Genomic DNA, 21,394 nt, shown 5'->3' with positions numbered 1-21,394 from the left:
TCGATCCGGGTACGGCCGTTCGAGGCGTCAGTCTGCCGCATTCCGCTGACACCGACAGGCGATGTTGCTCACGCCGGATGGCGGCCTGCGAACTCCTTGGCGTCGAACTCCCCGCCCAGGGCCGGGGCGAGGGCGCGGCGCGCGACCTGCGCGAACTCCTCCGGCGGCAGGGCGGCCGCGCCCGCGGGCAGCGCGCCTGCCAGCGGCGCGTGGGTCACCGAGGGCAGGTCCTCGACGTTGCAGCGGGCGGCGAGGTCGGGTGCGGCGGGCCAGGAGCCGATGACGATGCCCGCGCACGCCACGCCGCGGGTGCGCAGCGCCTCGGCGGTGAGGGCGGCGGCGTTGAGGGTGCCCAGGCCCGCGCTGGCGACGACGAGCACGGGGGCGCCCAGCGACCAGGCGACGTCGGCCAGCGTGCCGCCGTCGGGGTCCAGGCGCACGAGCAGGCCGCCCGCGCCTTCGACGAGCACCAGGTCGTGGGTCGCGGCCAGCTCGCCGACCGCGGCGGCGACCTCCGAGGGGCGCACCGGCGGCATCCCGACGCGGCGGGCGGCGGTGTCGGGGGCGAGGGGGTCGGGGAAGCGGCGCAGCTCCATGCCGGTGACCCCGCCCGCGAGCGCCCGGACGACGTCGACGTCCCCCGGCTCGTCGGCCGACACCCCGGTCTGCGCCGGTTTGAGCACCGCGACCCGCCTGCCCGCGGCCACCGCGAGTGCGGCGACGGCGGCGGTCACGACGGTCTTGCCGACCTCGGTTCCGGTCCCGCTGATCACGAGCACGCTCACGCCGAACTAGGCTAGACCTGGCAATTGGTATGGACCTAAACAGGGGATGGGCGATGGCCGAGGTGACCCTCTACGGAGCCGACTGGTGCGGCGACTGCCGCCGGGCCAAGGCGTGGCTGCGCCGAGCCGACGTCCCCTTCACCGAGATCGACGTCGAACACGACGCCGAGGCCCGCGCGAAGGCCGTCGAGCTGGCCGGTGGGCGGACGAACATCCCGGTCGTGATCCTCCCGAGCGGCGAGGTCCTGGTCGAGCCGACGAACGCCGACCTGGAGCGGGCGCTGGGCTAGGCCGCTGCCGCCGCCACCACTCCGGCGGCGATGGTGGCCACGTCGTCCGAGGTGCTGATGAACGGCGGCATCGTGTAGATGAGGTCGCGGAAGGGGCGGAGCCAGACGCCTGCGTCCACGGCTGCCCGGGTGGCCGTGGCCATGTCGACGGGGTGGTCGAGCTGGACGACGCCGATCGCGCCCAAGACCCGCACGTCGCGGACGCCGGGGAGGTCGCGGGCGGGTTTGAGGCCGCTGATCAGCTCCGCCTCGATCCGCTTGACCGTGCCGCGCCAGTCGGTCGAGAGCAGCAGGTCGATCGACGCCGAGGCGACCGCGGTGGCCAGGGGGTTGCCCATGAAGGTGGGGCCGTGGGCGAGGACGGGCAGTTCGCCGCGGGAGATGCCGTCGGCGACGCGCGGGGTGCACAGGGTGGCGGCGAGGCTGAGGTAGCCGCCGGTGAGGGCCTTGCCGACGCACATGACGTCCGGGCTGATGCCTGCGTGGTCGGCGGCGAAGAGCTCGCCGGTGCGGCCGAAGCCGGTGGCGATCTCGTCGAAGATCAGCAGGATGTCGTTGGCGAGGGTCAGCTCGCGCAGGACGTGCAGGTAGCGGGGGTCGTGGAAGCGCATGCCGCCCGCGCCCTGCACGACCGGTTCCACGATGACCGCGGCCAGCTCGTCGGCGTGCTCCTCGATGACGCGCGCCAGGTGGGCGACGTAGTCGTGGTCGAAGGCGGCGGGCGGGGGGTCGGCGAAGACCTGGACCGGGAGGACGCCGCGCCACAGCGAGTGCATGCCGCCCTCGGGGTCGCAGACGCTCATCGGCTGGAAGGTGTCGCCGTGGTAGCCGCCGCGCCAGGTGAGCAGGCGGGTCTTGCCGGGGCGGTCGGTGGAGCGCCAGTACTGCAGGCACATCTTGACCGCGACCTCGACCGACACCGAGCCGGAATCGCAGAGGAAGACGTGCCGCAGCGGGTCCGGGGTGATCTCGACGAGCCGGGTGGCCAGGCGGACGGCGGGCTCGTGGGTCAGGCCGCCGAACATGACGTGGCTCATCCGGCCGAGCTGGTCGGTGATGGCGGCGTCGAGGACCGGGTTGCGGTAGCCGTGGATGGCCGCCCACCAGGAGGACATGCCGTCGACCAGCTCGCGGCCGTCGGCGAGGGTCAGGCGCACCCCGTCGGCCGAGCGCACGACCAGGGGGTCCTGGGTGCCGGGCATCGGCGAGTACGGGTGCCAGACGTGCGCGCGGTCGGCGGCCAGCAGCTCATCGGGGGTCACGCCGAGTGAGGCTAGTCGACCCCGGCCAGCGCCTTGCGCCGCGCGACGAGGCGGGCGATCTCGCGGCCGTGGTCGGTGGGCACTATCCACTCCCCCGGCGGCACGGTGATGCGCACGGCGGGACCGGGGGTGACCGTCACCCGGACCTCGCCGACCCCGGGCACGGGCAAGGTGGCGCGCCGGGCGACCATCACCTGCTCGACGCTCCCGACCCCCGACAACGCCACCGCGGGCCGCACCGTCTTGAACCGCCCCCCGGCCAACGAGATCCGATCGGTCCCCACGACCAGCTCCAACCCCCGAGCCCCCCGCGCCTGCCACGGCACCTCGACCGGCGAGTCGGCCAGCTCCGGGGTGTAGGGCTCCAGCACGATCGCGCGGGCCTTGTCGGCGACCCACCAGCCGCCCGCCCCCAGCGCTAACGCCGCGGCGACCCCGATGAGCCAGCTCCCGCAACCGACCCCGATGACCGCGCCTGCCGCCACCCCGAGCACCGCCGCCCGCACGGGCCACCGCCGCGGCCGGAACCGGATGGCCCTGAACCACGCCACGCCGACCAGGGCGAGCACCACGGGCAGCACGACCAGCCGCCAGTCCCCGAGCAGTGAGACGACGATGCCTATCAACGGCCCCACCAACGCCACCGCCCCCAGGCGCCCCCACACCCGCCGCAGCCGCGCCGCCACCACCCCGGAACCCTCGTCCTGCCCCCGCACCCGTCGAACGCTACCCCGGCCCCCGACGGTTCGCGGGTCGCCACACCGGATGTCGAGCCTCAATCACCAATCACAGTCCCGGACGCCTGCCGTGCCGCTAGCCCGGAAGGACGGCTGCCTTCGCCGGGCCGGCCCAACGGCCCGTCCGGCGGCTTCCGGGCCTGGTCAGGAGCACGCTTCGCTGCGGGTGAGGGGTCGAGGCAGTGGTCCGGGGGAAGCGGTGCGTGGCGATGCCTGCCCGAGGCGTGCGCCAGGCGGCATGTGGGGCTGGCGGGCGGAGGCTGGCGCGGAGGTTCGGGGGCGGAGGGGGCGGGCTGCGGCCGCGGGCAGCGGCCTTGGCGGGCGCCCGCCTTGGTTAGGTGCGCTTCCGGGGGATGCGGCATGGAGGGGCGAGCGGTGGGCTCATGCCTCCCGGCGAGAGCAGGCACGGACCTGCGAGCAGCACGCGCGGGGTTGGGCAGCAGCGGCAGCGGGCGCGGCGAAGCGCGGCGGGGGCGGGCGCAGCGGGGGCGGGCGCAGCGAGGCGCGGCGGCAGCGAGCGCAGCGGGGGCTGGCACGGCAGCAGTGGGCGCGGCGAGGCGACGGCAGCGAGCGCAGCGGGGGCGGATGCGGCGGCAGCGGGCGCGGCCGGGTGCGGCGGGCGGGGCACGGGCGTGGGTGCGGCGGAACGCGGCACCAGCGGGCACGGCGGGAGTGGGCACGACGGCAGTGGGTGCGGATGGGGGGCACGGGAGCGGGTGCGACGGAACGCGGCGGCGGTGGGCGCAGCGGCAGCGGGCGCGGCAAGGCGCGGGTGCGGTGGCAGCGGGCGCAGCGGGGGCGCAGCGGCGGCGGGGTGGGGCGGCAGCGGGCCGGGTGCGGGTGCGGCGGGGTGCGGGTGTGGGGGTAGGGGGCGGGTGGTGCGCGGTGAGGGTTGGTGGGGTGGGCCACCGGGCCACCGCACCGCCGACGCGCTGGCGGTGCGGTGGCTGGGGGTCAGCGGACGCGGACGGGGAGGGATTCGAGGCCGCGGATGATGGCGCTGCTTCGGTAGCGGAGGGTGGTGGTCGGGGTGGTGGCGAGGGTGAGGGTGGGGAAGCGGCGGAGGAGTTCGCCTAGGGCTATTTCGGCTTCCATTCGGGCCAAGGGGGCGCCGACGCAGTAGTGGATGCCGTGGCCGAAGGCCAGGTGGGCGCCGGGGGCGCGGTGGACGTCGATGGTGTCGGGGTTGGGGAAGCGGGCCGGGTCGCGGTTGGCGGAGGTGAGGGAGAGGAGGACGAATTCGCCCTCGGGGATGGTGACGCCGCTGAGGGTCAGCGGGGCCGTCGTGTAGCGGAGGGTGGCGATGTTGATGGGGCCGTCGTGGCGGAGGAGTTCTTCGACGGCGCCGGGGAGGAGGGTGGGGTCGGCGGTGAGGGCGGCTCGCTGGTCGGGGGTGCGGAGGAGGGCGAGCATGCCGTTGCCGATGAGGTTGACCGTGGTCTCGTGGCCCGCGACCAGCAGCAGGAAGGCCATCGAGACCAGTTCGGTCTCGCTGAGGCGGTCGTTGTCCTCGCTGGCCTCGCAGAGGGCAGTCAGCAGGTCCTCGCCCGGGTTGGCGCGCTTGGCGGCGATGAGCTTGAGCAGGTACTCCAGCATCGACGCGCTCGCGGCCTGCATCTCCTCCGGGCCCGCCGAGGACAGCAGGACCCCGGTCCACCTGCGGAAGTCGTCGCGGTCGTCGTCCGGGACGCCCAGGACCTCGCAGATCACGGTCATGGGCAGGGGGAAGGCGAACGCGGTCAGCAGGTCGACCTCATCAGGCCCCTCAGCCATCGCGTCCAGCAGCGATGTGGTGATCTCGTGGACGCGCTCGCGCAGGCCCTCGACGCGGCGGGTGGTGAACGCGCGGTTCACCAGCTTGCGCAGGCGGGTGTGGTCGGGCGGGTCGGTGTTGAGCATGTGGCTGGCCAGCTCGGCGCCGAAGCCGTCCATCGGCACGTCGCCGTAGTGGCGCTTCACCAGCTCGACCATGCCCCGGTAGTCCTTGCTCAGGGTCGGGTCGGCCAGGGCGGCGCGGACGTCGGCGTAGCGGGTGACCAGCCAGCCCTGCATCTCGCCGGGCAGCTGGGCGCGGCGGACCGGAGCCGCCTCGCGCAGTTGGGCGTACAAGCCGTGCGGATCCTGGACGAACTCATCGCCCACGTTCAGCACGACATCGTGTTCCAATATGGACACCTGAAACCCCCTCAGGGACGATCCCGCCATCCCCAGGGTACCGAAATGATCAGGTGAGGCAGCCCGGTCCGAGCAATGCCTTCAAATCGCCCATCAGCGACGGTGACGGCGTCACGCTCAAACCGTCATCGAGCCGCAGCAGCGTCTGCCGGTGCCCGTTGATGAGCTTGAGGTGCACGACCGTGCGGCCCGGATGCGCGGTGAGCACGTCTTTCAGCTGCGTCACCATCTGCGGGGTGCATTTCGTCGCCGCCATGCTCAACCGGAATGGCGCGTCGGAAACGGTCAGATCGGGCACGGCCAAATCGTTGGCGATGAGCGAGGTGCGGTCCTCCCGCTTGGCCACCCTGGCCTTGACCAGCACAATCGCGTCTTCCAGCACGCTCATGCCGACCACGGCGTAGGTCTTGGGGAAGAATAGCACCTCGATGCCGCCGTTGAGGTCTTCCAGCTGCGCCGACGCCCACGGCTCGCCGTTCTTGTTCACCCTGCGGTTGACCGAGGCGAGGATGCCGCCGACGGTGACCTGCGCGCCGTCGGCGATGCCGCCTTCCAGGATCGCCGCGATCGGGGTGTCGGACTGGGCGGCGAGGATGTGCTCCACGCCGTCGAGCGGGTGGCCGGAGACGTAGAGGCCCAGCATCTCCCGCTCCAGGGCGAGCTGGTGCTTGGACTCCCACGACTCGTCGGGCACGCGGACGTCGAAGACGCTGGTGACGTCCTCGTCGCCCTCGCCGCCCGCGCCGAAGAGGTCGAACTGGCCGACGGCTTCGGCCTTCTTGGTCTCCATCACCGCGTCGATGGCGTCGGTGTGCACCAGGAACAGGCCCTTGCGCGGGTGCTTGAGCGAGTCGAACGCGCCCGCCTTGATCAGCGATTCGACGACCTTCTTGTTGCAGGCCGATGCGTCCACCTTGCGCAGGAAATCCGAGAAGTCGGTGAAGTCACCCTTCTCGTTGCGCGCCCGGATGATCGATTCCACCACGTTCGCGCCGACGTTGCGGATCGCGCCGAGTCCGAATCGGATGTCCTCGCCGACCGGGGCGAAGTCGCGGGCGGACTCGTTGACGTCCGGCGGCAGCACGGTGATGCCCATCTTGCGGCATTCGGCGAGGTAGACCGCGGCCTTGTCCTTGTCGTCGCGGACGCTGGTGAGCAGCGCGGCCATGTATTCGGCCGGGTAGTTGGCCTTGAGGTAGGCCGTCCAGTAGGAAATGAGGCCGTACGCGGCCGAGTGGGCCTTGTTGAAGGCGTAGTCGGCGAAGGGGACCAGGATGTCCCAGAGCGTTTTGATCGCGTCGTCGGGATATCCGTTGTCCTTCATGCCCTTGGCGAAGTTGACGTACTCCGCGTCCAGGACTTCCTTCTTCTTCTTGCCCATCGCCCGGCGGAGCAAATCCGCTTGTCCGAGCGTGTACCCGGCGAGCTTCTGGGCGATGGCCATGACCTGCTCCTGATAGACGATCAGGCCGTAGGTCGTGCCGAGGATGTCCTCCAGGGGCTCGGCGAGCGCCGGGTGGATCGGGGTGATCTCCTGCTGGCCGTTCTTGCGCAGCGCGTAGTTCGTGTGCGACTTGGCGCCCATCGGGCCGGGCCGGTAGAGCGCGCCGACGGCCGAGATGTCCTCGAAGTTGTCCGGGCGCATCAGGCGCAGCAGGTCGCGCATGGGCCCGCCGTCGAGCTGGAACACCCCGAGCGTGTCGCCGCGGGAGAGCAGCTCGTAGGTCGGCTTGTCGGTGAGGTCCAGCGTCTCCAGGTCCGGCACCGGCTTGTTGTTGCGCTCGATGTTGTGCAGCGCGTCGTCGATGACGGTGAGGTTGCGCAGGCCCAGGAAGTCCATCTTCAGCAGGCCGAGCGCTTCGCAGGTCGGGTAGTCGAACTGCGTGATGATCGCGCCGTCCTGCGGCCGCTTCCACAGCGGGATCGACTCCATCAGCGGCTCGGCGGAGAGGATGACCGCGCAGGCGTGCACGCCCGCGTTGCGGATCAGGCCCTCCAGGCCGCGGCCGGTGTCGATGATCTCCTTGACCTGCGGGTCGCTGTTGTACAGCTCGCGGATCTCGGTGGCCTCGGCGTAGCGCTTGTGCTGGGGGTCGAACAGGCTGTTGAGCGGGATGTCCTTGGCCATGACCGCGGGCGGGTACGCCTTGGAGATGCGGTCGGCGATGGCGTAGCCGGGCTGGCCGTAGAGCACCCGCGCGGAGTCCTTGATCGCGGCCTTGGCCTTGATCGTGCCGAAGGTGATGACCTGGGCGACCTTGTCCGAACCCCACTTCTCGGTGGTGTAGCGGATGACGTCGCCGCGGCGGCGCTCGTCGAAGTCGATGTCGATGTCGGGCGGGCTAACCCGGTCGGGGTTGAGGAAGCGCTCGAAGATCAGGCCGTGGGCCAGCGGGTCGAGGTCGGTGATGCCCAGCGCGTAGGCGATCAGCGCGCCCGCGGCCGACCCGCGGCCGGGGCCGACCCGGATGCCGTTGTTCTTGGCCCACTGGATGAGGTCGGCGACGACGAGGAAGTACGCCGGGAACCCCATCTGCTGGATGACGCCGATCTCGAACTCGACCTGCTTGCGGTGCTCCTCGTCCACGCCGTCCGGGAAGCGGCGGTGCATGCCCGCCCAGACCTGCTCGCGGAAGTACTCGTCCTCGGTCTTGCCGTCCGGGATGGGGAAGCGCGGCATGAGGTTGCGGAACTCGAACATGCCCGACGGATCGACCTTCTCGGCGATCAGCAGGGTGTTGCGGCAGCCCTCCTGCCACGGCTCGGAGGCGTCGACGGCGCGCATCTCGTCGGGCGACTTCAGGTAGTAGCCGTCGCCGTCGAAGCGGAAGCGGGTCGGGTCCTGCAGGGTGCTCGCGGTCTGCACGCACAGCAGCGCGTCGTGGGCGTCGCGGTCGCTGCGGTAGGTGTAGTGCGAGTCGTTGGTGACGACGAAGGGGATGTCGAGCTTGCGGGCGATGTCGACCAGCCCGCTGCGGACCCGGCGCTCGATCTCGATGCCGTGGTCCATCAGCTCGACGTAGAAGTTGTCCTTGCCGTAGATGTCGCGCCAGGCGCCCGCGGCCTCCAGCGCCTCGGCGTCGTGGCCCAGGCGCAGCCGGGTCTGCACCTCGCCGGAGGGGCAGCCGGTGGTGGCCATCAGGCCCTCGGCGTGCTCGGCGATCAGCTCGCGGTCCATGCGGGGCCACTTGCCGAGCTGGCCCTCCAGGGAGGCCCGGCTGGAGAGCTTCATCAGGTTGGTCAGGCCGGTGGCGTTGCGCGCCCAGATGGTCTGGTGGGTGTAGGCGCCGGAGCCGGAGACGTCGTCGCCCTTCTGGGACGGGTCGCCCCAGCGGACGCGGTCTTTGTTGAAGCGTGACCCGGGCGCGAGGTAGGCCTCGATGCCGAGGATCGGCTTGATGCCCGCGGCGGTGGCCTGCTTGTAGAAGTCGTAGATGCCGTTGGTGTGCCCGTGGTCGGTGATCGCCACCGCGGACATCCCCAGCCGCTCGCACTCGGCGAACATGTCCTTGAGCTTGGCCGCTCCGTCGAGCATCGAGTACTCGGTGTGCACATGCAGGTGAGCGAAGGAGTCAGCGGCCACCCGGGCACCCTATTACTGACGGCCCGCCCCCCGCGGCATTGGGGCCGGGGTGTCATCGAACTGTTCGACGAGCAGGATGGCGACGTGCGGTTTTCCCCTACGACACAGGAGAAACTGGCCGACGAGACCGCGGAGTTGATCATTGTGTCCGGTCGCGGGGAGTGGTCGCGCGCCCTGGTCGACGGTGCTCCGCCGACGTCCCCGGGAGCGCTTGCGGACGCGGTGGCCGACCGGCTGCGGGTGCTGGGCAGACCGGTCGTGCGGGTGCGGGCGGGCGACTTCCTGCGTCCGGCGTCCCTGCGGTTCGAGCGCGGCCGGGAGGACCCGGACGCCCGCTACGAAGGGTGGCTGGACGAGGGCGCGCTGCGGCGGGAGGTGCTCGACCCCCTCAGCCCGGGCGGCAGCGGCCGGGTGCTGCCATCGCTCTGGGACGCGGTGGCGGACCGGGCTACGCGGGCGGGGTATGTGGAGGTGCCCGCGGGCGGGGTGGTGGTGGTCGACGGGGAGTTGCTGCTGGGGCGGGGGCTGCCGCACGAGGTGTCGGTGCATCTGTCGATGACTCCGGCGGCGTTGGCTCGGCGGTTGGAGGAGGCGTGGGCTCTGCCTGCTTATGCGCGTTATGAGGTGGAGGTGGATCCGCTGATGACGGCAGATATCGCGGCGCGGGTGGACGACCCCCGCCGTCCGGCTCGGCGGGTGGGGTGAGGGGGCGGTGGATGGGGTGGCAGGTCGGTGGGGGGTGGGCGAGTGGATGGGGTGAGGGGTGGAGCCGGTGGATGGGTGGCAGGTCGGTGGGGGTGGAGCCGGTGGATCGGTGGCAGGTTGGCGGGGTAGGGCCGGAGAGTGGGGGTGGCAGGTCGGTGGGGCGGCGGGTGAGGTTGCGGGGGCGGGCGGTGCTGGGTGGGGTGGCGGGCGGACGTCGCCGGGCGGGGAGGTGAGCGGGGCTGGCGAGAGGGGATCGGGCGGGCCGCGGGAGGCGGGCGGTGCTGGGCAGGTGGCGGGTGAAACGCTGCTGAGGGCTGGGGGTTGGGGCAGGTGCGAGCGGCGCTGGGGTGGGGCGCGAGCGGTGCCGGGCGGGGTGGCGGGTGAACGCCCCCGGTGAGCGGCGAGGCGGGGCTGGCGAGTGGGGTTCGGTGGGCGCGGTGCGCGCTCGGAGGTGGTGTGCGCTCGGGCGCGGTGCGGGCAGGGGCGCGGTGCGGGCTCGGGGTGGTGGCCGCTGTGGGCGATCGGGTGATCACCGAGCGGGGTTGGGGTCGTGTTGTCCGTTGGCTTCCGGGGCGGTTGCCTGGGGGACCGGGTAGCGTGCGCTGCGTGACGGATGCTGTTGACGCTCGCCTGCTCGGCGTGGTCGCCGAGATGGGGCGGGCGGCCGTGCACGAGGTCGCCGGGCGGCTGGGGATGGATCCGCGTGAGGTGGCCTCGCGGCTGGTGGCGCTGTCGGCGTCGGGGCTTCCGCTGCTGGTCGGGGTGGAGTGCGACGCGAACGGGCTGCGGGCTGCGTTGGCGCGGATGCAGCCGGGGTACGGGTACGCGCCCGGCTACCCCGCGCAGCCGTATCCGCAGCACGCGGCGAATCAGAACTTGCCGAGTGGGGCCTATCCGGGAGTGCCCGGCGGTCCGCAGACGGCCGGTCCCGGTGGCAGCGCGCCGCAAGGCTTTCCCGGGCAAACCGGCCCGGACGGCAGCCAGCAGGCTGGCTACGGGCAGATGGTCCCCGGTGGCAACGCGCAGCAGGGCTTTGTCGGGCAAGCCAGTCCGGACGGCAGCCAGCAGGCCAGCTACGGGCACATGGTCCCCGGTGGCAACGCGCAGGGCTTTGCCGGGCAAGCCAGTCCGGACGGCAGTCAGCAGGCTGGGTACGGGCAGATGGTTCCCGGCAGCCCGCCGCAAGGCTCTCCTGGGCACCATCCGCAGGGGATTCCTGGGGGGAATCCGCAGCAGGGGGGTTCCGGGGGGCAGGGGTTCTACGGCAGCGGTCCCACCGTTCCCAGCAGCGGTCCGCAGCCTGCCATCCCCGGCACCGGACTCCACTCTCCCGGCAACGGCCCACACTCCCCCGGCAGCGGTCCGCACTCCCTCGCCCCTGGCAGCGGCCCACACTCCCCTGGCAGCGGTCCGCACTCCCTTACCCCGCCCAGCGGCCCCCACCACATCGCCCCGGGCAGTGGGCCGTACGCGGTCGGGCCGTATGCGCCGCCTAGTCAGCCGTTTCCTGCGCAGCAGTTGCCGCCGCCCGATCCCGGTGATCCGATCAACACCTGGGGGCCGCCGCAGACCTCCACCTGGGCGCGTGGTGATCAGCCGCCCAACAGCATGGAGCGGACGCAACCCGCCCCCCGGCCCGTGCTGCGGCGGGAAGGCGTCGCGGGTGAGGCGTTGGAGACCGAGGGGCTCGAAGGCGAGCGGCTGACGATCAAGTTGATCGAGGTCGTCGATCCGGCCGACTACCTGTTCACCGCTGCCGGCTACACCCTGCAACCAGGTGAGCGCTCCGTCGTCGTCCACACCGAGCTGGTCAACCGCGGGCCGGTGAAGTTCGCTGGGCTGCCGGACCTCTACCTCGTCCTCGTCGCCGATGACGGGCAGGAGATCGGCAAGGCGCCTGTGTCCCTGTCGTCGCGGCCTGCGCATCGGATCGGGGTCGCGCCCGGGGAGACCGCTGGGGGGCACACCGTCTACGTGGTCCCCGAGGACATCGCCATCACCGCCGTCCGCTGGACGCCGCGGCCCGATGAGGAGTCGCGGGCGCTGACGTGGCGGGTGGAGCCCTAGGAGCGGCCGAACAGCCTGCCCAGCAGGCCCGGCTTGCGCGGCTCCTCCGCCGGTTGGGCCGGGATCGGGCTGGTGGGCGGCTCGCGGTCGTAGGCCACCGGGGGCTCGTCGGCGGGGGCGCCGATGACCGGCGGGGCGACGCCGCCGTCCAGGATGCCGCCGGGGGCGAACGGGGCGTCGTCGTGGGGCGCGTTCATGGGCGTCCTCCGCGGGGGTCGGTTCAGCCCAACCTAGCCGACCCGCGGTCAGGATTCGATGCTGAGAATCTCCAGCGCGGCGGCCAGATCGGCCGGGTATTCGCTGGTGAACGACACCCAGCGGCCGTCGGCGGGGTGGTGGAAGGCCAGGGTGCGGGCGTGCAGCCACTGGCGGGTCAGGTTCAGCCTGCCTGCCAGGACCGGGTCGGCCCCGTAGGTCAGGTCGCCGACGCACGGGTGGCGCAGGGCCGAGAAGTGCACCCGGATCTGGTGGGTGCGGCCGGTCTCCAGCTTCACGTCCAGCAGCGACGCGGCCCGGAACGCCTCGATCGTCTCGTAGTGGGTGATGCTGGGCTTGCCGCCCGCCACGACCGCCCACTTGTAGTCGTGCCGCGGGTGCCGGTCGATCGGCGCGTCGATGGTCCCGACGCTGGGGTCGGGGTGGCCCTGCACGAGCGCGTGGTAGCGCTTCTCGACCGTGCGCTCCTTGAACGCGCGCTTGAGCACGGTGTAGGCGTGCTCGCTCTTGGCCACGACCATCACCCCGGTCGTGCCCACGTCCAGCCGGTGCACGACGCCCTGCCGCTCGGCCGCCCCCGAGGTCGACACGCGCACGCCCGCCGCGGCGAGCCCGCCGATCACGGTCGGCCCGGTCCAGCCGGGGCTGGGGTGCGCGGCGACGCCGACGGGCTTGTCGACCACGGCGATGTCGTCGTCCTCGTGCAGCAGGACCATCCCCTCGACCGGGATGGCCTGCACCTCGACCGGCCGCTCCGGCTCGGGCAGGGTGACCTCCAGCCAACTGCCCGCGACCAGCCGGTCGGACTTGCCCGCCGGGGCGCCGTCGACCAGCACGTCACCGGCGTCGGTGAGGGCGGCGACGACCGTGCGGGACAGGCCGAGCAGCTTGGCCAGGCCCGCGTCGACCCGCATGCCGTCGAGCCCGTCGGGGACGGGCAGGGTGCGCGCGTCCCTCACTTCTTGACCACCTTGCCGTCGTAGTCGCGGCCGCGGAGGGTGAGCAGGACGATCAGGATGCCGCCGATGGTGATGGCCGAGTCGGCGGCGTTGAACACCGGGAAGACCTCGGCGTTGGGCGCGAACACCGAGATCATGTCCACCACGTGCCCCTCGAAGAAGCCGGGCGCGCGGAACAGCCGGTCGGTGAGGTTGCCCATCGCGCCCGCGAGCACCAGGCCCAGGCCGATGGCCCAGCCGGTGGAGCGCAGCTTCGGCAGCACCCAGATGATCCCGATGACGACGCCGGTGGCGACCAGCGTGAGCAGCCACGTCATGCCGGTGGCCATCGAGAACGCGGCGCCGGGGTTGCGGATGAGCTGCAGGTAGACCAGCCCGCCGAGCACCTCGACGGGCTCCTTGTGCTCCAGCGTGGCGACCGCGATGACCTTGGTCACCAGGTCGACCGAATAGGCCAGCAGGGCCGTCGCGATCAGCCACAGCCCGCGCCACGGGAGCACGGGGTCGGCCGCCGGTTCCGGCGTGGTCTCGGTCGGGTGTTCGCTGCTCACCCGCCCATTGTCCAACGCCGGGCTCAGGCGGCGAGGAACCGGGGCAGCGGACGCGGGTCGGGCACCGGGCTCCAGCGGCCGTCGACCACGGCGTACTCCGCCCGCGGCCCGCGCGCCACCAGCAGGCGCAGCGCCCGGCCGAGGCGGTCGACGTGCTCGGGCGCGGTCCCCAGCCCGACGCTGGCCCGCACCGCCTGGGTGCCGCCGCACGCGCGCCCGGCCAGCCGCCGGACGGCGATGTGGGCGCAGAACGCGCCGTCGCGCACGCCGATGCCGTGCTCGGCGGACAGCACGGCGGCCGCGAGCCCGGCGTCCACGCCGTCGATGGTGAAGCTGACCACGCCGACCCGGTCGTGGTCGGGGCCGAAGATGGCCAGCTCGGTGGCGCCGGGCACGTGGGCCAGCGCCGTGCGCAGGCGGGCCAGCAGGGTCTCCTCGTGGGCGACGACCGCGGGCCAGGACGCGGCCAGGGTCGCGCAGGCGACGGCGATCGCGTGCACGCCGACGACGTTGGGCGAGCCCGCCTCGTGCCGGTGCGGGGCGTCCGACCAGGTCACGGCGAAGCCGTCGGCGACGGTGCGGGTGGCGCCGCCGCCGATGAGGTAGGGCTCGGCGCGCTGCAACCAGTCGGCGGGGCCGATGAGGGCGCCGACGCCGAAGGGCGCGTAGAGCTTGTGGCCGGAGAGCGCCACGTAGTCCACGCCCAGCGCGGTGACGTCGACCGGGCGGTGCGGGGCGAGCTGGGCGGCGTCGAGGACGACCCGCGCGCCGTGGCGGTGGGCGACCTCGGCGAGCGCGGCGACCGGCCAGACCTCGCCGGTGACGTTGGACGCGCCGGTCAGCACGACCAGGCCCGCCCGCAGCCCGCTCAGGGCGTGGTCGAGCACGTCGACGGTGTCCTCAGCGCGGTCGGGGGTGCGCAGGTGGTGGGCGTCGCGCCAGGGCAGCAGGGCGGCGTGGTGCTCGGTGTCGAACAGCACGACCGGGGTGCCCTCGGGCAGGGCGCGGGCGAGCAGGTTGAGGCTGTCGGTGGTGTTGCGGGTGAACACGACCGCCGAGTCCGGCCCGGCGCCGACGAACCGGCGCAGGGTCTCGCGGGCGTTCTCGTAGACCCGGGTGGAGACCTTCGACGGGAAGCCCGCGCCCCGGTGCACGCCCGCGTACCAGGGCAGCAGGTCGTCGACGGCCGCGCGCACGGCGGTCAGGCTGGGGGCGCTGGCGGCGTGGTCGAGGTTGGCGTAGTCGATCAGCTTGCCGTCGATCAGCGGCACGCGCTGGCCCGCGCCGACGACGGCGGGTAAGTCGGCCTCGGGGTGGTGCGCGGCTACCCCCATGACTACCTCCTCGGGCATGACGACATCCCGACGGTAGCGAGGAGCGGGTCACGCGCCTTATCCCAGAAGGCTCATGCCGTCCCGGTCTCGCCCCGCCACCGGGCGTAGCGGCCTGCGCGGTCGACCGCCCGAAGGCGCGTCTCGGCGGCGTCGCGCACGGATTCGGTGGTGACCACGAGGACGTGGTCGTCCTCCTGGAGGCGGGTGGTCTGCTCGGGGGTGAACGCGGTGCCGCCTCTGGTGACCAGGCTGACCATCGCGCCGGGTGGCAGGCGCAGTTCGGCGATGTAGACGCCGTGCAGCTTGGAGCCCTTGGGGATGGTGATCTGGAGGAGGTGGGCGTCGAGCTCGTCGAGGCTGGCGACGTCGACCTGCACCTCGCGGGGGTGGGCGCCGGAGTCGAGGCGGAGCAGCCGGGCCAGCGGTTGGAGCGTGGTGCCCTGCAGCAGGGTGAGCACGATGACGAGCACGAACACCGCGTCGACCAGCCGTTCGGCCCCGGGTCTGCCCTGGGCCATCGGGATCATGGCGAGCACGACCGGGACGGCGCCGCGCAGCCCGGCCCAGGAGAGGAAGACCTGCTCGCGCCAGGGCATGCGGAACCACGACACCGACAGCGCGACCGACACCGGGCGGGCGATGAAGGTGACGACCGCGCCCGCGACCAGGCCGGGGATGATCGCGTCGAGCAGCCTGCCGGGGCTGGCGTAGAGGCCCAGCAGCACGAACAGCCCGATCTGGGCGAGCCAGCCCAGGCCCTCGGCGAAGGAGAGCGTGTCCGAGCGGTGCGGCAGCCGGGCGTTGCCCAGGACGACACCACAGAGGTAGGCCGCGAGCAGGCCGGAGGCATGCGCGAACTGCCCGCCCGCGAAGGCGAGCACGCACACCGAGACCGCGGCCAGCGGGTAGAGGCCGGTGGCGGGCAGCGCGGCCCGCCGCAGCGCGCCCGCGCCGAGCCAGCCGAGCGCCCCGCCGATGAGCGCGCCGACGACGAGCTCGTAGACCATCAGCGCCGCGGCGTCCCACCCGATCGGCTCGGTGCCGACGAGCAGGACGACGGCGATGTAGCAGGGGGCGTCGTTGATGCCGGACTCCAGTTCGAGGGAGCCCGCGAGCCTGCGGGTGATGGGGAGCCTGCGCAGCACGCTGAACACGGCGGCGGCGTCGGTGGAGGCCAGCACGGAGCCCCAGAGCAGGGCGGTGCGCCAGTCGAGGCCGAGGAGGTAGTGCAGACCGGCCCCGGCTATGCCGATGCTGATGAGGACGCCTGCGGTGGAGAGGGCGAGGCCGGGTCCGACGGCGGGTTTGATGTCGGCCCAGCGGGTGGTGAGGCCACCTTCGACCAGGATGAGCACGAGCGCGGCGAGGCCGAGGGACTGGGTGAGCCCGGCGTCGGAGAACTGGATCCCCAACCCGGTCTCGCCGAGCAGCACGCCGATGCCGAGGTACAGCAGCAACGACGGCATCCCCAACCGCACCGCCACCCGCACCGCCACCGCGGCGACGAGAACCACGGCCGCCCCCACCCCCAGCGCCGCGGTCAGCTCGCCCACCCGCACCCTCCAAGCCCCACCGCGGCCTCGGACGGAGCCCATCCCCGCCGGACCGCATTTTTCCACCCCAGGCAGGTCACCGGCCTGATGTGCGTCGAACTCGCTTTGTGGTGGGGGGTCGGGGGGTGGGCGGGTTTCCGGGCTGACCTCGGCACTTCTGCTGATCGGGGCCGGTCACCGGTGATGATCACCACACGCTGGTGCTTCCAGTCGCCACCGGGCCCAACGTCCGGCCGCGGCGGTGAGGGCCGCGCGATGCGGCAACGGGTTGTCGCGCGCCAGGAGCTCCCAGATCCCCCAGATGGCCACCGCGAAGGCGGTGCGCGTCGGCTCGTCGGTGGCGGACCAGGCTGGGATGGTCTCGGCCCATCGCTCGGCTTCGGCGGGGCTGTGCCCGGCGTGGACGAGCCGCGGGACCAGGAAGGCGATGTCGACCGCGGCGGTGGCTTTGCGTGACCAGGCCCAGTCGACCGCCTTGGGGCCGGTGTCGCTGACGAGGATGTTGAGCGGGTGCAGGTCGGTGTGGACGAGGTCGTCGCCGTTGACCAGCTCGATGGCTCGCAGCTCCCAGTGGATCAGTTCGTCGAGGTGTTCGCGCGCCCACGGGTCCAGGCCGTCCTCGGCCAGGCGTCGCCAGGCGGCGAGCCTGGCCCACTGCTGGGCGAGCCGGGGGGCTTGGGCTGGGCAGCGGGCGAGTTCGGTGGTCAGCGTGGTCGCCAGCTCGGCGATGCCGGGCAGGTCGGCGGACCCCGGGGAAAGGTCCGCGTGCCTGCCGGGGACGTGGTCGAAGCCGAGCAGCAACCAGCCGCCCACCTCGGTGTGCCACCGCAGGCGGGGGGTGATGGTGGTGGGCAGCCATGCGTTGATGCCAGCCTCGTGCCGATGCATCGCCCCGCGCTTGCCGTCGATCTCGATGCCCTTGCAGAACACCATGCCTTCGGCGAGGTGCAGGACCGCAGAGAAGTCAGAGTTGCGCCCCGCCCCCGGGCTGACCACCCGCCGCACCGACCCGACCTCACCTTCGATCGCGGCGCGGATGAGGGCGGGCAGACCTTCCCAGAAGCGGCGGACCACAGATCTTCTCGGGTCAGGTGGGCGGTGGCGGGTCGTCGTAGCAGCCGTTCTTGCAGTGGCTGCATTGGGCGGAACAGCAAGGTGTGCCACCCGATCAGTTCCTCGGAGACCAGCGAGCGCCCGGTCCGGCGCTCGGCCATCACACCGGTCAACGTTCCGCCAGTCGGTCACCGCCCCCTGGTCACGAGCAGCAGGACGCCTGCTCACCGGCGCTGGCCGCGTCTACGGCGATGAGGCCGAGGAGCACGAGCGTGGTGGCCGCGCGCTCCACCGTCGCTCGCATTGATTGTGCATAGGTCGCATTATCAATGCATAACCGACCCATGGGGAGTTCGCCATGAAGCTGACGTTCCTGGGGAGCACGTCGTCGCAGGGGCAGTGTCCGAATTTGTATGCCACCGATCGGGGTACGTATGTGGTTCAGGGCTACCGGATCACCGATCCGGAGGCGCTGGCAACGCTGCGGGAGCGCGGTCTGCCCGAGACCGAGACCGCCGTGGAGGTTCCGGCTGCGCTGCTGGGCTTCGCGCCCGGGTCGGCATGAGCGAGCTGGTCACCGGGGATGACTTCGCCGAGCTGTTCGCGCGCTTCACCAGGTCGGCGTTCCGGTGGGAGGCCCGGCCCACCTACTGCGAGCCCTACGAGGTTGAGCCGCTGCGGCGGTGGCGGGCGGGTGAGCCTGACGACCTGGGCTGGATGGCCGGGTGGCTCGACGGCATCCGGGCCGCCACGGCGGCCGGGCGGCGCTTCGAGCGCGTGCGGCTCTACACCGAGCCGCTGACGGAGTACCTGCGCTGGCAGCAGCACGTCACCCCGGCCAACGTTGCCGCGGGCGAGGACATCCGCGTGATCATTGAGGACCAGGCCCACGCGCTCGGCCTCCCGTCGCACGACTTCTGGCTGTTCGACGGCCTGCTGGTCGCCCGGATGCACTTCGGGGACGACGGGCGGTGGCGCGGCGCGGAGCTGAGCGACCAGCCCGATACCGTGGCCCGGCACCGGGCGTGGCGTGACCTCGCCTGGGAGCACGCCACGCCCTATCAGCAGCACCGCCAGTCCACGAGGAGTCCGTGACCGACCTCGACCAGCGCCGCGCCGAGTTCGGCGAGCGGCTGCGCCAGCTCCGCGAACGCGCCGGGCACGCCTCCGGCGCGGCGTTCGCCCGCCACCTCGGCTGGGCGCAGTCGAAGGTCTCCCGCATCGAGACCGGCGCGCAGCTGGCCACCGACAACGACGTCACCGCGTGGATCGAGGCCACCGGCCTGACCGGCGAGCAGGCGGCGGAGCTGGCGGCCGACGCGCGGGAGCTGCGGCTGGCGGCGGCGAGCTGGAAGCGGCAGGCGCGCGGCGGCCTCCAGGACCGCCAGCAGCACGCCGTCACGATCGAGACCGCTGCGGCCGTCATCCGCGCGTTCGAGACGGCGGTGGTGCCGGGCCTGCTCCAGACCGCCGACTACGCCCGCCACGTGCTCCTGGTCAACGCCGAGATCGCAGGCCGCTCCCCCGACGTCGACGAGGCCGTCGCGGTGCGGATGCGGCGGCAGGCCGTGCTCTACGACCAGACCAAGACCATCGAGATCATCATGACCGAGTCGGCGCTGCGCTACCCGCTCTGCCCACCCGAGGTCATGGCCGGGCAGCTCGACCGCCTGGCCACCCTGCTGGACATCACCACCGCCCGCATCGGCGTCATCCCGCTCGGCGCCCGACTGCCGGTCGTGCCCCTGACCGGCTTCTGGATCATCGACGACCAGGTGATCGTCGAGACCAGCGACACCGAACTGGTCGTCCACGACGCCGACGACCTGGCCCTCTACCACCGCATGACCGACGCGCTGTGGACCGTGGCCGTCGAGGGCCAAGCCGCCCGCGAGCTCATCCGCCGCATTCCGGGCGCACCCTGAGGAACGCATGTCCCGCCTGCCCGGACGGCGGGTGGTCATTGGTCCAGCAGGCGGGCTAGGAGTTCGTCGTGGTTGCCGGGGATTTCGATGATCTTGTCGCGGCCGCGGGCGCCGGTGATGATCTCGATGTCGCGGGGGCGGAGGTTGAAGGTGGCGGCCAGGGCGCGGCGGACGGCTTCGTTGGCCTTGCCTTCGACGGCGGGGGCGGCGACGGCCACGACCAGGGCGTCGCCGTGGCGGCCGCCGACGGCGGGGCGGCGGGCGCCCGGCTTGACGCGCACCCGGAATCGCACCTGGCCATCCTGTCACTCCCCCTTCGGCGGACGTTATTGCCCACTCGATCACCCGGGTGGACGCACCTGACCACCACGGAAAGTTGCAGTGCGCAAGGGGCCGAACGGCGGTCTAGCATGGGCCGATCCGCTGCGCGAAGGGAGGTCGATGACCACCGCACGCTGGAGCGCCCGCCCCCGGACCGTCACCCTGCCGAGGCCGACCACCCCGCACTCGACGCTCATCGCCCGCGGATCGCTCATCGGTCTGGTCGCCCTGGCCGCCGCGGTCCGGGTGGCCGCGCTCGGCGGGCCTGCGCAGGTCGGCGAGATGGCGCACGTCGTCGGGGTGCACACGCTGCGCGAGCTGGACGCCCTGCCCGAGGGCGCGCCGGTGCTCGCCCTGCTCCAGCTGGCCCTCTGCACCGGGATGACCGGCGCGTTCGCCCGGCACGGCAGCGAGCTGGCGGCCGTCCGCGAGCCGATGGTGCTCGCCGCGGTGGCCGTGGGGGTCGGGATCTGGTGGCTGGCGCGGCGGATGGGGTTGTCGCGGTGGACGGCGGGGGCGGCGGTCGCGCTGGTCGGGGTGTCGCCGCTGGCGGTCGCCGCGCAGGTCGGGGTGCGGCCGCAGAACCTGGCCGCGGTCTGGGCGGTGGCCGCCCTGGTCATCTTCTGGACCCCGCGCCGCCACCGCTCCATCACCCCCGACCTGTGGGCGACGGCGTTCCTGGTCATCGCCGTGCTGACGGCCCCGGCCGCGCTGGCGCTGGCCCCCACCGCGGGCTGGCTGATGTGGCGCAGGCGCAGACGGCGGCTGTCGCTCATGGTCGGCTCGCTGTTCGCGCTCGGGGTGGGGATCGGCTGGTCGTCGACGGCCGCGGCCCCGGCGGTCGGGCCGGACTGGCTGGCGCTGGACCCGGTGCTGGCCGCCGCAGCGGTGTTCGCGGCCGTGGCGGCGCTGTTCTCCTACCGGCTGCGACCGCTCGCCGTGGGCGTGCTCGGCCTGATCGCCGCAGGCTCAGTCGTCCTGGCGATCCCGTTCGCCGCCCTGCTGCTCGCCGGAACCATCGAGTGCGGCCTAACCCACCAGGCCCGCACCGGCCGCCACACCCTCAGCCACCCGTACCGCACGCCGACGGCCGCCTTGGCTTCGACGGTCTTGGTGGCGGCGGTCTGCGTGTGGGTGTTCTAGGTCTGCTCCCGCCGCCAGCTGGGTCAGTGTCCTTTGTGGCCTAACCTGGGGTCAGGATTCGGTATGTCGGCAGTGGTTCGGTCAGCCAGGCTTCTGCGAAGGCCAGGCCGGTGACTCGTTCTAGGGCGTGGAGGCTGCTGGAGCGCAGGTGGGCCAGGGTGAAGTCTTCGGGTTGCGCCCAGGCGGGCAGCAGGTCGTTGGCTCCGGCGGGGTAACCGATGAAGGTGGGGTCGAAGCGGGCCACGAGTTGGCCGTTGGTGGACTGGATGAACTGGTGGGCGCTGGGGCTCCAGTAGATGGAGAGGAAGCGGCCGGTGGGGCTGCTGAGGGCGCATTGTCCTCGTCGGCGACGTCGGTGCCTGCGAATGCACTGTGGCGACCTTGCTGGGACGGGGGCAAGGCGCACGCGGGTGGAGGCGGAGGCGCACCGGGAGCGCGGTGGGGCGGACGCGAGTGGAGCGGGCGCGGGTGAAGGTGGAGGTGCGTGGGGGCGGGGCGCACGCCAGTGGAGGCGGAAGCGCACCGGGAGCGCGGTGGGGCGGACGCGAGTGGAGGCGGAAGCGGCGCGCGTGAAGGTGGAGGTGCGTGGGGTAGAGCGCACGCGGGTGGAGGCGGAGGCGCGCAGGGAGTGGGGTGGACCGGACGCGGGTGGAGGTGGGTGAGCGGAGGGGGTGGGCGGGAGGGGGTGCGCGGGAAGGGGTGGGCGGGAGGGGGTGCGCGGGAGGGGGTGCGCGG

General features: G+C 72.7%; 20 protein-coding genes. 7 read left to right on the top strand and 13 right to left on the bottom strand.

Annotated elements, in window-relative coordinates; genetic code table 11:
* Positions 1 to 68 precede the first annotated feature (68 nt).
* Entirely contained in the window at positions 69 to 785 is a 717-nt protein-coding gene (gene bioD, locus ACWEPX_RS03230) for a dethiobiotin synthase (protein WP_451895436.1), read from the bottom strand.
* Positions 786 to 838: 53 nt separating this feature from the next.
* Here bioD and ACWEPX_RS03225 point away from each other — a divergent pair, with 53 nt between their 5' ends.
* Positions 839 to 1,075 (top strand): glutaredoxin family protein, encoded by a 237-nt coding sequence (locus tag ACWEPX_RS03225; protein ID WP_451895435.1) that lies wholly within the window; start codon positions 839 to 841, stop codon positions 1,073 to 1,075.
* Here ACWEPX_RS03225 and ACWEPX_RS03220 read toward each other — a convergent pair.
* The 4 genes from ACWEPX_RS03220 to dnaE form a co-directional block, all read right to left on the bottom strand.
* Complete coding sequence (locus ACWEPX_RS03220) at positions 1,072 to 2,337, bottom strand: adenosylmethionine--8-amino-7-oxononanoate transaminase (RefSeq protein ID WP_451895434.1); 1,266 nt, start codon at positions 2,335 to 2,337, stop codon at positions 1,072 to 1,074. The two genes, ACWEPX_RS03225 and ACWEPX_RS03220, sit on opposite strands and share 4 nt — an antisense overlap.
* A gap of 11 nt (positions 2,338 to 2,348) precedes the next feature.
* The gene (locus ACWEPX_RS03215) at positions 2,349 to 3,053 is read right to left on the bottom strand and encodes a hypothetical protein (protein ID WP_451895433.1); all 705 of its coding nucleotides are present in this window, start codon (positions 3,051 to 3,053) and stop codon (positions 2,349 to 2,351) included.
* 975 nt (positions 3,054 to 4,028) lie between these two features.
* The gene (locus tag ACWEPX_RS03210) at positions 4,029 to 5,240 is read right to left on the bottom strand and encodes a cytochrome P450 family protein (RefSeq protein WP_451895432.1); all 1,212 of its coding nucleotides are present in this window, start codon (positions 5,238 to 5,240) and stop codon (positions 4,029 to 4,031) included.
* 58 nt (positions 5,241 to 5,298) lie between these two features.
* On the bottom strand, positions 5,299 to 8,832 hold the full coding sequence (gene dnaE, locus ACWEPX_RS03205; RefSeq protein ID WP_451895431.1) for a DNA polymerase III subunit alpha: 3,534 nt from the start codon (positions 8,830 to 8,832) through the stop codon (positions 5,299 to 5,301).
* 84 nt (positions 8,833 to 8,916) lie between these two features.
* On the opposite strand from dnaE, the gene ACWEPX_RS03200 reads away from it, so the two are divergent.
* Together ACWEPX_RS03200 and ACWEPX_RS03195 are read left to right on the top strand one after the other, a co-directional pair.
* Positions 8,917 to 9,537, top strand: coding sequence for a uridine kinase (locus tag ACWEPX_RS03200; protein WP_451895430.1), 621 nt, complete (start codon positions 8,917 to 8,919; stop codon positions 9,535 to 9,537).
* 606 nt (positions 9,538 to 10,143) lie between these two features.
* Positions 10,144 to 11,604 (top strand): AsnC family protein, encoded by a 1,461-nt coding sequence (locus ACWEPX_RS03195; protein ID WP_451895429.1) that lies wholly within the window; start codon positions 10,144 to 10,146, stop codon positions 11,602 to 11,604.
* On the opposite strand, the gene ACWEPX_RS03190 is transcribed toward ACWEPX_RS03195, so the two are convergent.
* The 6 genes from ACWEPX_RS03190 to ACWEPX_RS03165 form a co-directional block, all read right to left on the bottom strand.
* Positions 11,601 to 11,801 (bottom strand): hypothetical protein, encoded by a 201-nt coding sequence (locus ACWEPX_RS03190; RefSeq protein ID WP_451895428.1) that lies wholly within the window; start codon positions 11,799 to 11,801, stop codon positions 11,601 to 11,603. The two genes, ACWEPX_RS03195 and ACWEPX_RS03190, sit on opposite strands and share 4 nt — an antisense overlap.
* A gap of 48 nt (positions 11,802 to 11,849) precedes the next feature.
* Positions 11,850 to 12,734, bottom strand: a complete 885-nt coding sequence (locus ACWEPX_RS03185) for an RluA family pseudouridine synthase (RefSeq protein ID WP_451895730.1) — start codon at positions 12,732 to 12,734, stop codon at positions 11,850 to 11,852.
* Positions 12,735 to 12,775: 41 nt separating this feature from the next.
* The gene (lspA, locus tag ACWEPX_RS03180) at positions 12,776 to 13,330 is read right to left on the bottom strand and encodes a signal peptidase II (protein WP_451895427.1); all 555 of its coding nucleotides are present in this window, start codon (positions 13,328 to 13,330) and stop codon (positions 12,776 to 12,778) included.
* Between the two features lie 23 nt (positions 13,331 to 13,353).
* Positions 13,354 to 14,664: an aminotransferase class V-fold PLP-dependent enzyme gene (locus tag ACWEPX_RS03175; RefSeq protein WP_451895426.1), complete on the bottom strand. Its 1,311-nt coding sequence runs from the start codon at positions 14,662 to 14,664 to the stop codon at positions 13,354 to 13,356.
* Positions 14,665 to 14,735: 71 nt separating this feature from the next.
* Positions 14,736 to 16,259, bottom strand: a complete 1,524-nt coding sequence (locus ACWEPX_RS03170; protein ID WP_451895425.1) for a potassium/proton antiporter — start codon at positions 16,257 to 16,259, stop codon at positions 14,736 to 14,738.
* Positions 16,260 to 16,391: 132 nt separating this feature from the next.
* Positions 16,392 to 17,291 carry a phosphotransferase family protein gene (locus ACWEPX_RS03165; protein ID WP_451895424.1) on the bottom strand — a complete coding sequence of 300 codons (900 nt, stop codon included), beginning with the start codon at positions 17,289 to 17,291 and terminating at the stop codon, positions 16,392 to 16,394.
* A gap of 337 nt (positions 17,292 to 17,628) precedes the next feature.
* On the opposite strand from ACWEPX_RS03165, the gene ACWEPX_RS03160 reads away from it, so the two are divergent.
* From ACWEPX_RS03160 to ACWEPX_RS03150, 3 genes are read left to right on the top strand one after another with little or no spacing between them, the layout of a single operon-like run.
* Complete coding sequence (locus ACWEPX_RS03160) at positions 17,629 to 17,835, top strand: hypothetical protein (RefSeq protein ID WP_451895423.1); 207 nt, start codon at positions 17,629 to 17,631, stop codon at positions 17,833 to 17,835.
* Positions 17,832 to 18,365, top strand: a complete 534-nt coding sequence (locus ACWEPX_RS03155; protein ID WP_451895422.1) for a DUF6879 family protein — start codon at positions 17,832 to 17,834, stop codon at positions 18,363 to 18,365. Before ACWEPX_RS03160 ends, ACWEPX_RS03155 begins: the two co-directional genes overlap by 4 nt.
* Positions 18,362 to 19,195: a helix-turn-helix domain-containing protein gene (locus ACWEPX_RS03150; RefSeq protein ID WP_451895421.1), complete on the top strand. Its 834-nt coding sequence runs from the start codon at positions 18,362 to 18,364 to the stop codon at positions 19,193 to 19,195. The genes ACWEPX_RS03155 and ACWEPX_RS03150 overlap by 4 nt, the downstream gene beginning before the upstream one ends.
* Before the next feature lie 35 nt (positions 19,196 to 19,230).
* Here ACWEPX_RS03150 and ACWEPX_RS03145 read toward each other — a convergent pair whose 3' ends face one another.
* Positions 19,231 to 19,488, bottom strand: a complete 258-nt coding sequence (locus tag ACWEPX_RS03145; RefSeq protein WP_451895420.1) for a DUF167 domain-containing protein — start codon at positions 19,486 to 19,488, stop codon at positions 19,231 to 19,233.
* 148 nt (positions 19,489 to 19,636) lie between these two features.
* Here ACWEPX_RS03145 and ACWEPX_RS03140 point away from each other — a divergent pair, with 148 nt between their 5' ends.
* Complete coding sequence (locus tag ACWEPX_RS03140; RefSeq protein WP_451895419.1) at positions 19,637 to 20,659, top strand: hypothetical protein; 1,023 nt, start codon at positions 19,637 to 19,639, stop codon at positions 20,657 to 20,659.
* Between the two features lie 40 nt (positions 20,660 to 20,699).
* Here the strand turns inward: ACWEPX_RS03140 and ACWEPX_RS03135 are convergent, their stop codons facing one another.
* The gene (locus ACWEPX_RS03135) at positions 20,700 to 20,903 is read right to left on the bottom strand and encodes a hypothetical protein (RefSeq protein ID WP_451895418.1); all 204 of its coding nucleotides are present in this window, start codon (positions 20,901 to 20,903) and stop codon (positions 20,700 to 20,702) included.
* Positions 20,904 to 21,394 lie beyond the last annotated feature (491 nt).

Source organism: Actinokineospora sp. NPDC004072 (assembly GCF_053604195.1).
Note: the sequence above shows the minus strand (reverse complement) of the source record. Positions and strands in the feature narration are given on the sequence as shown.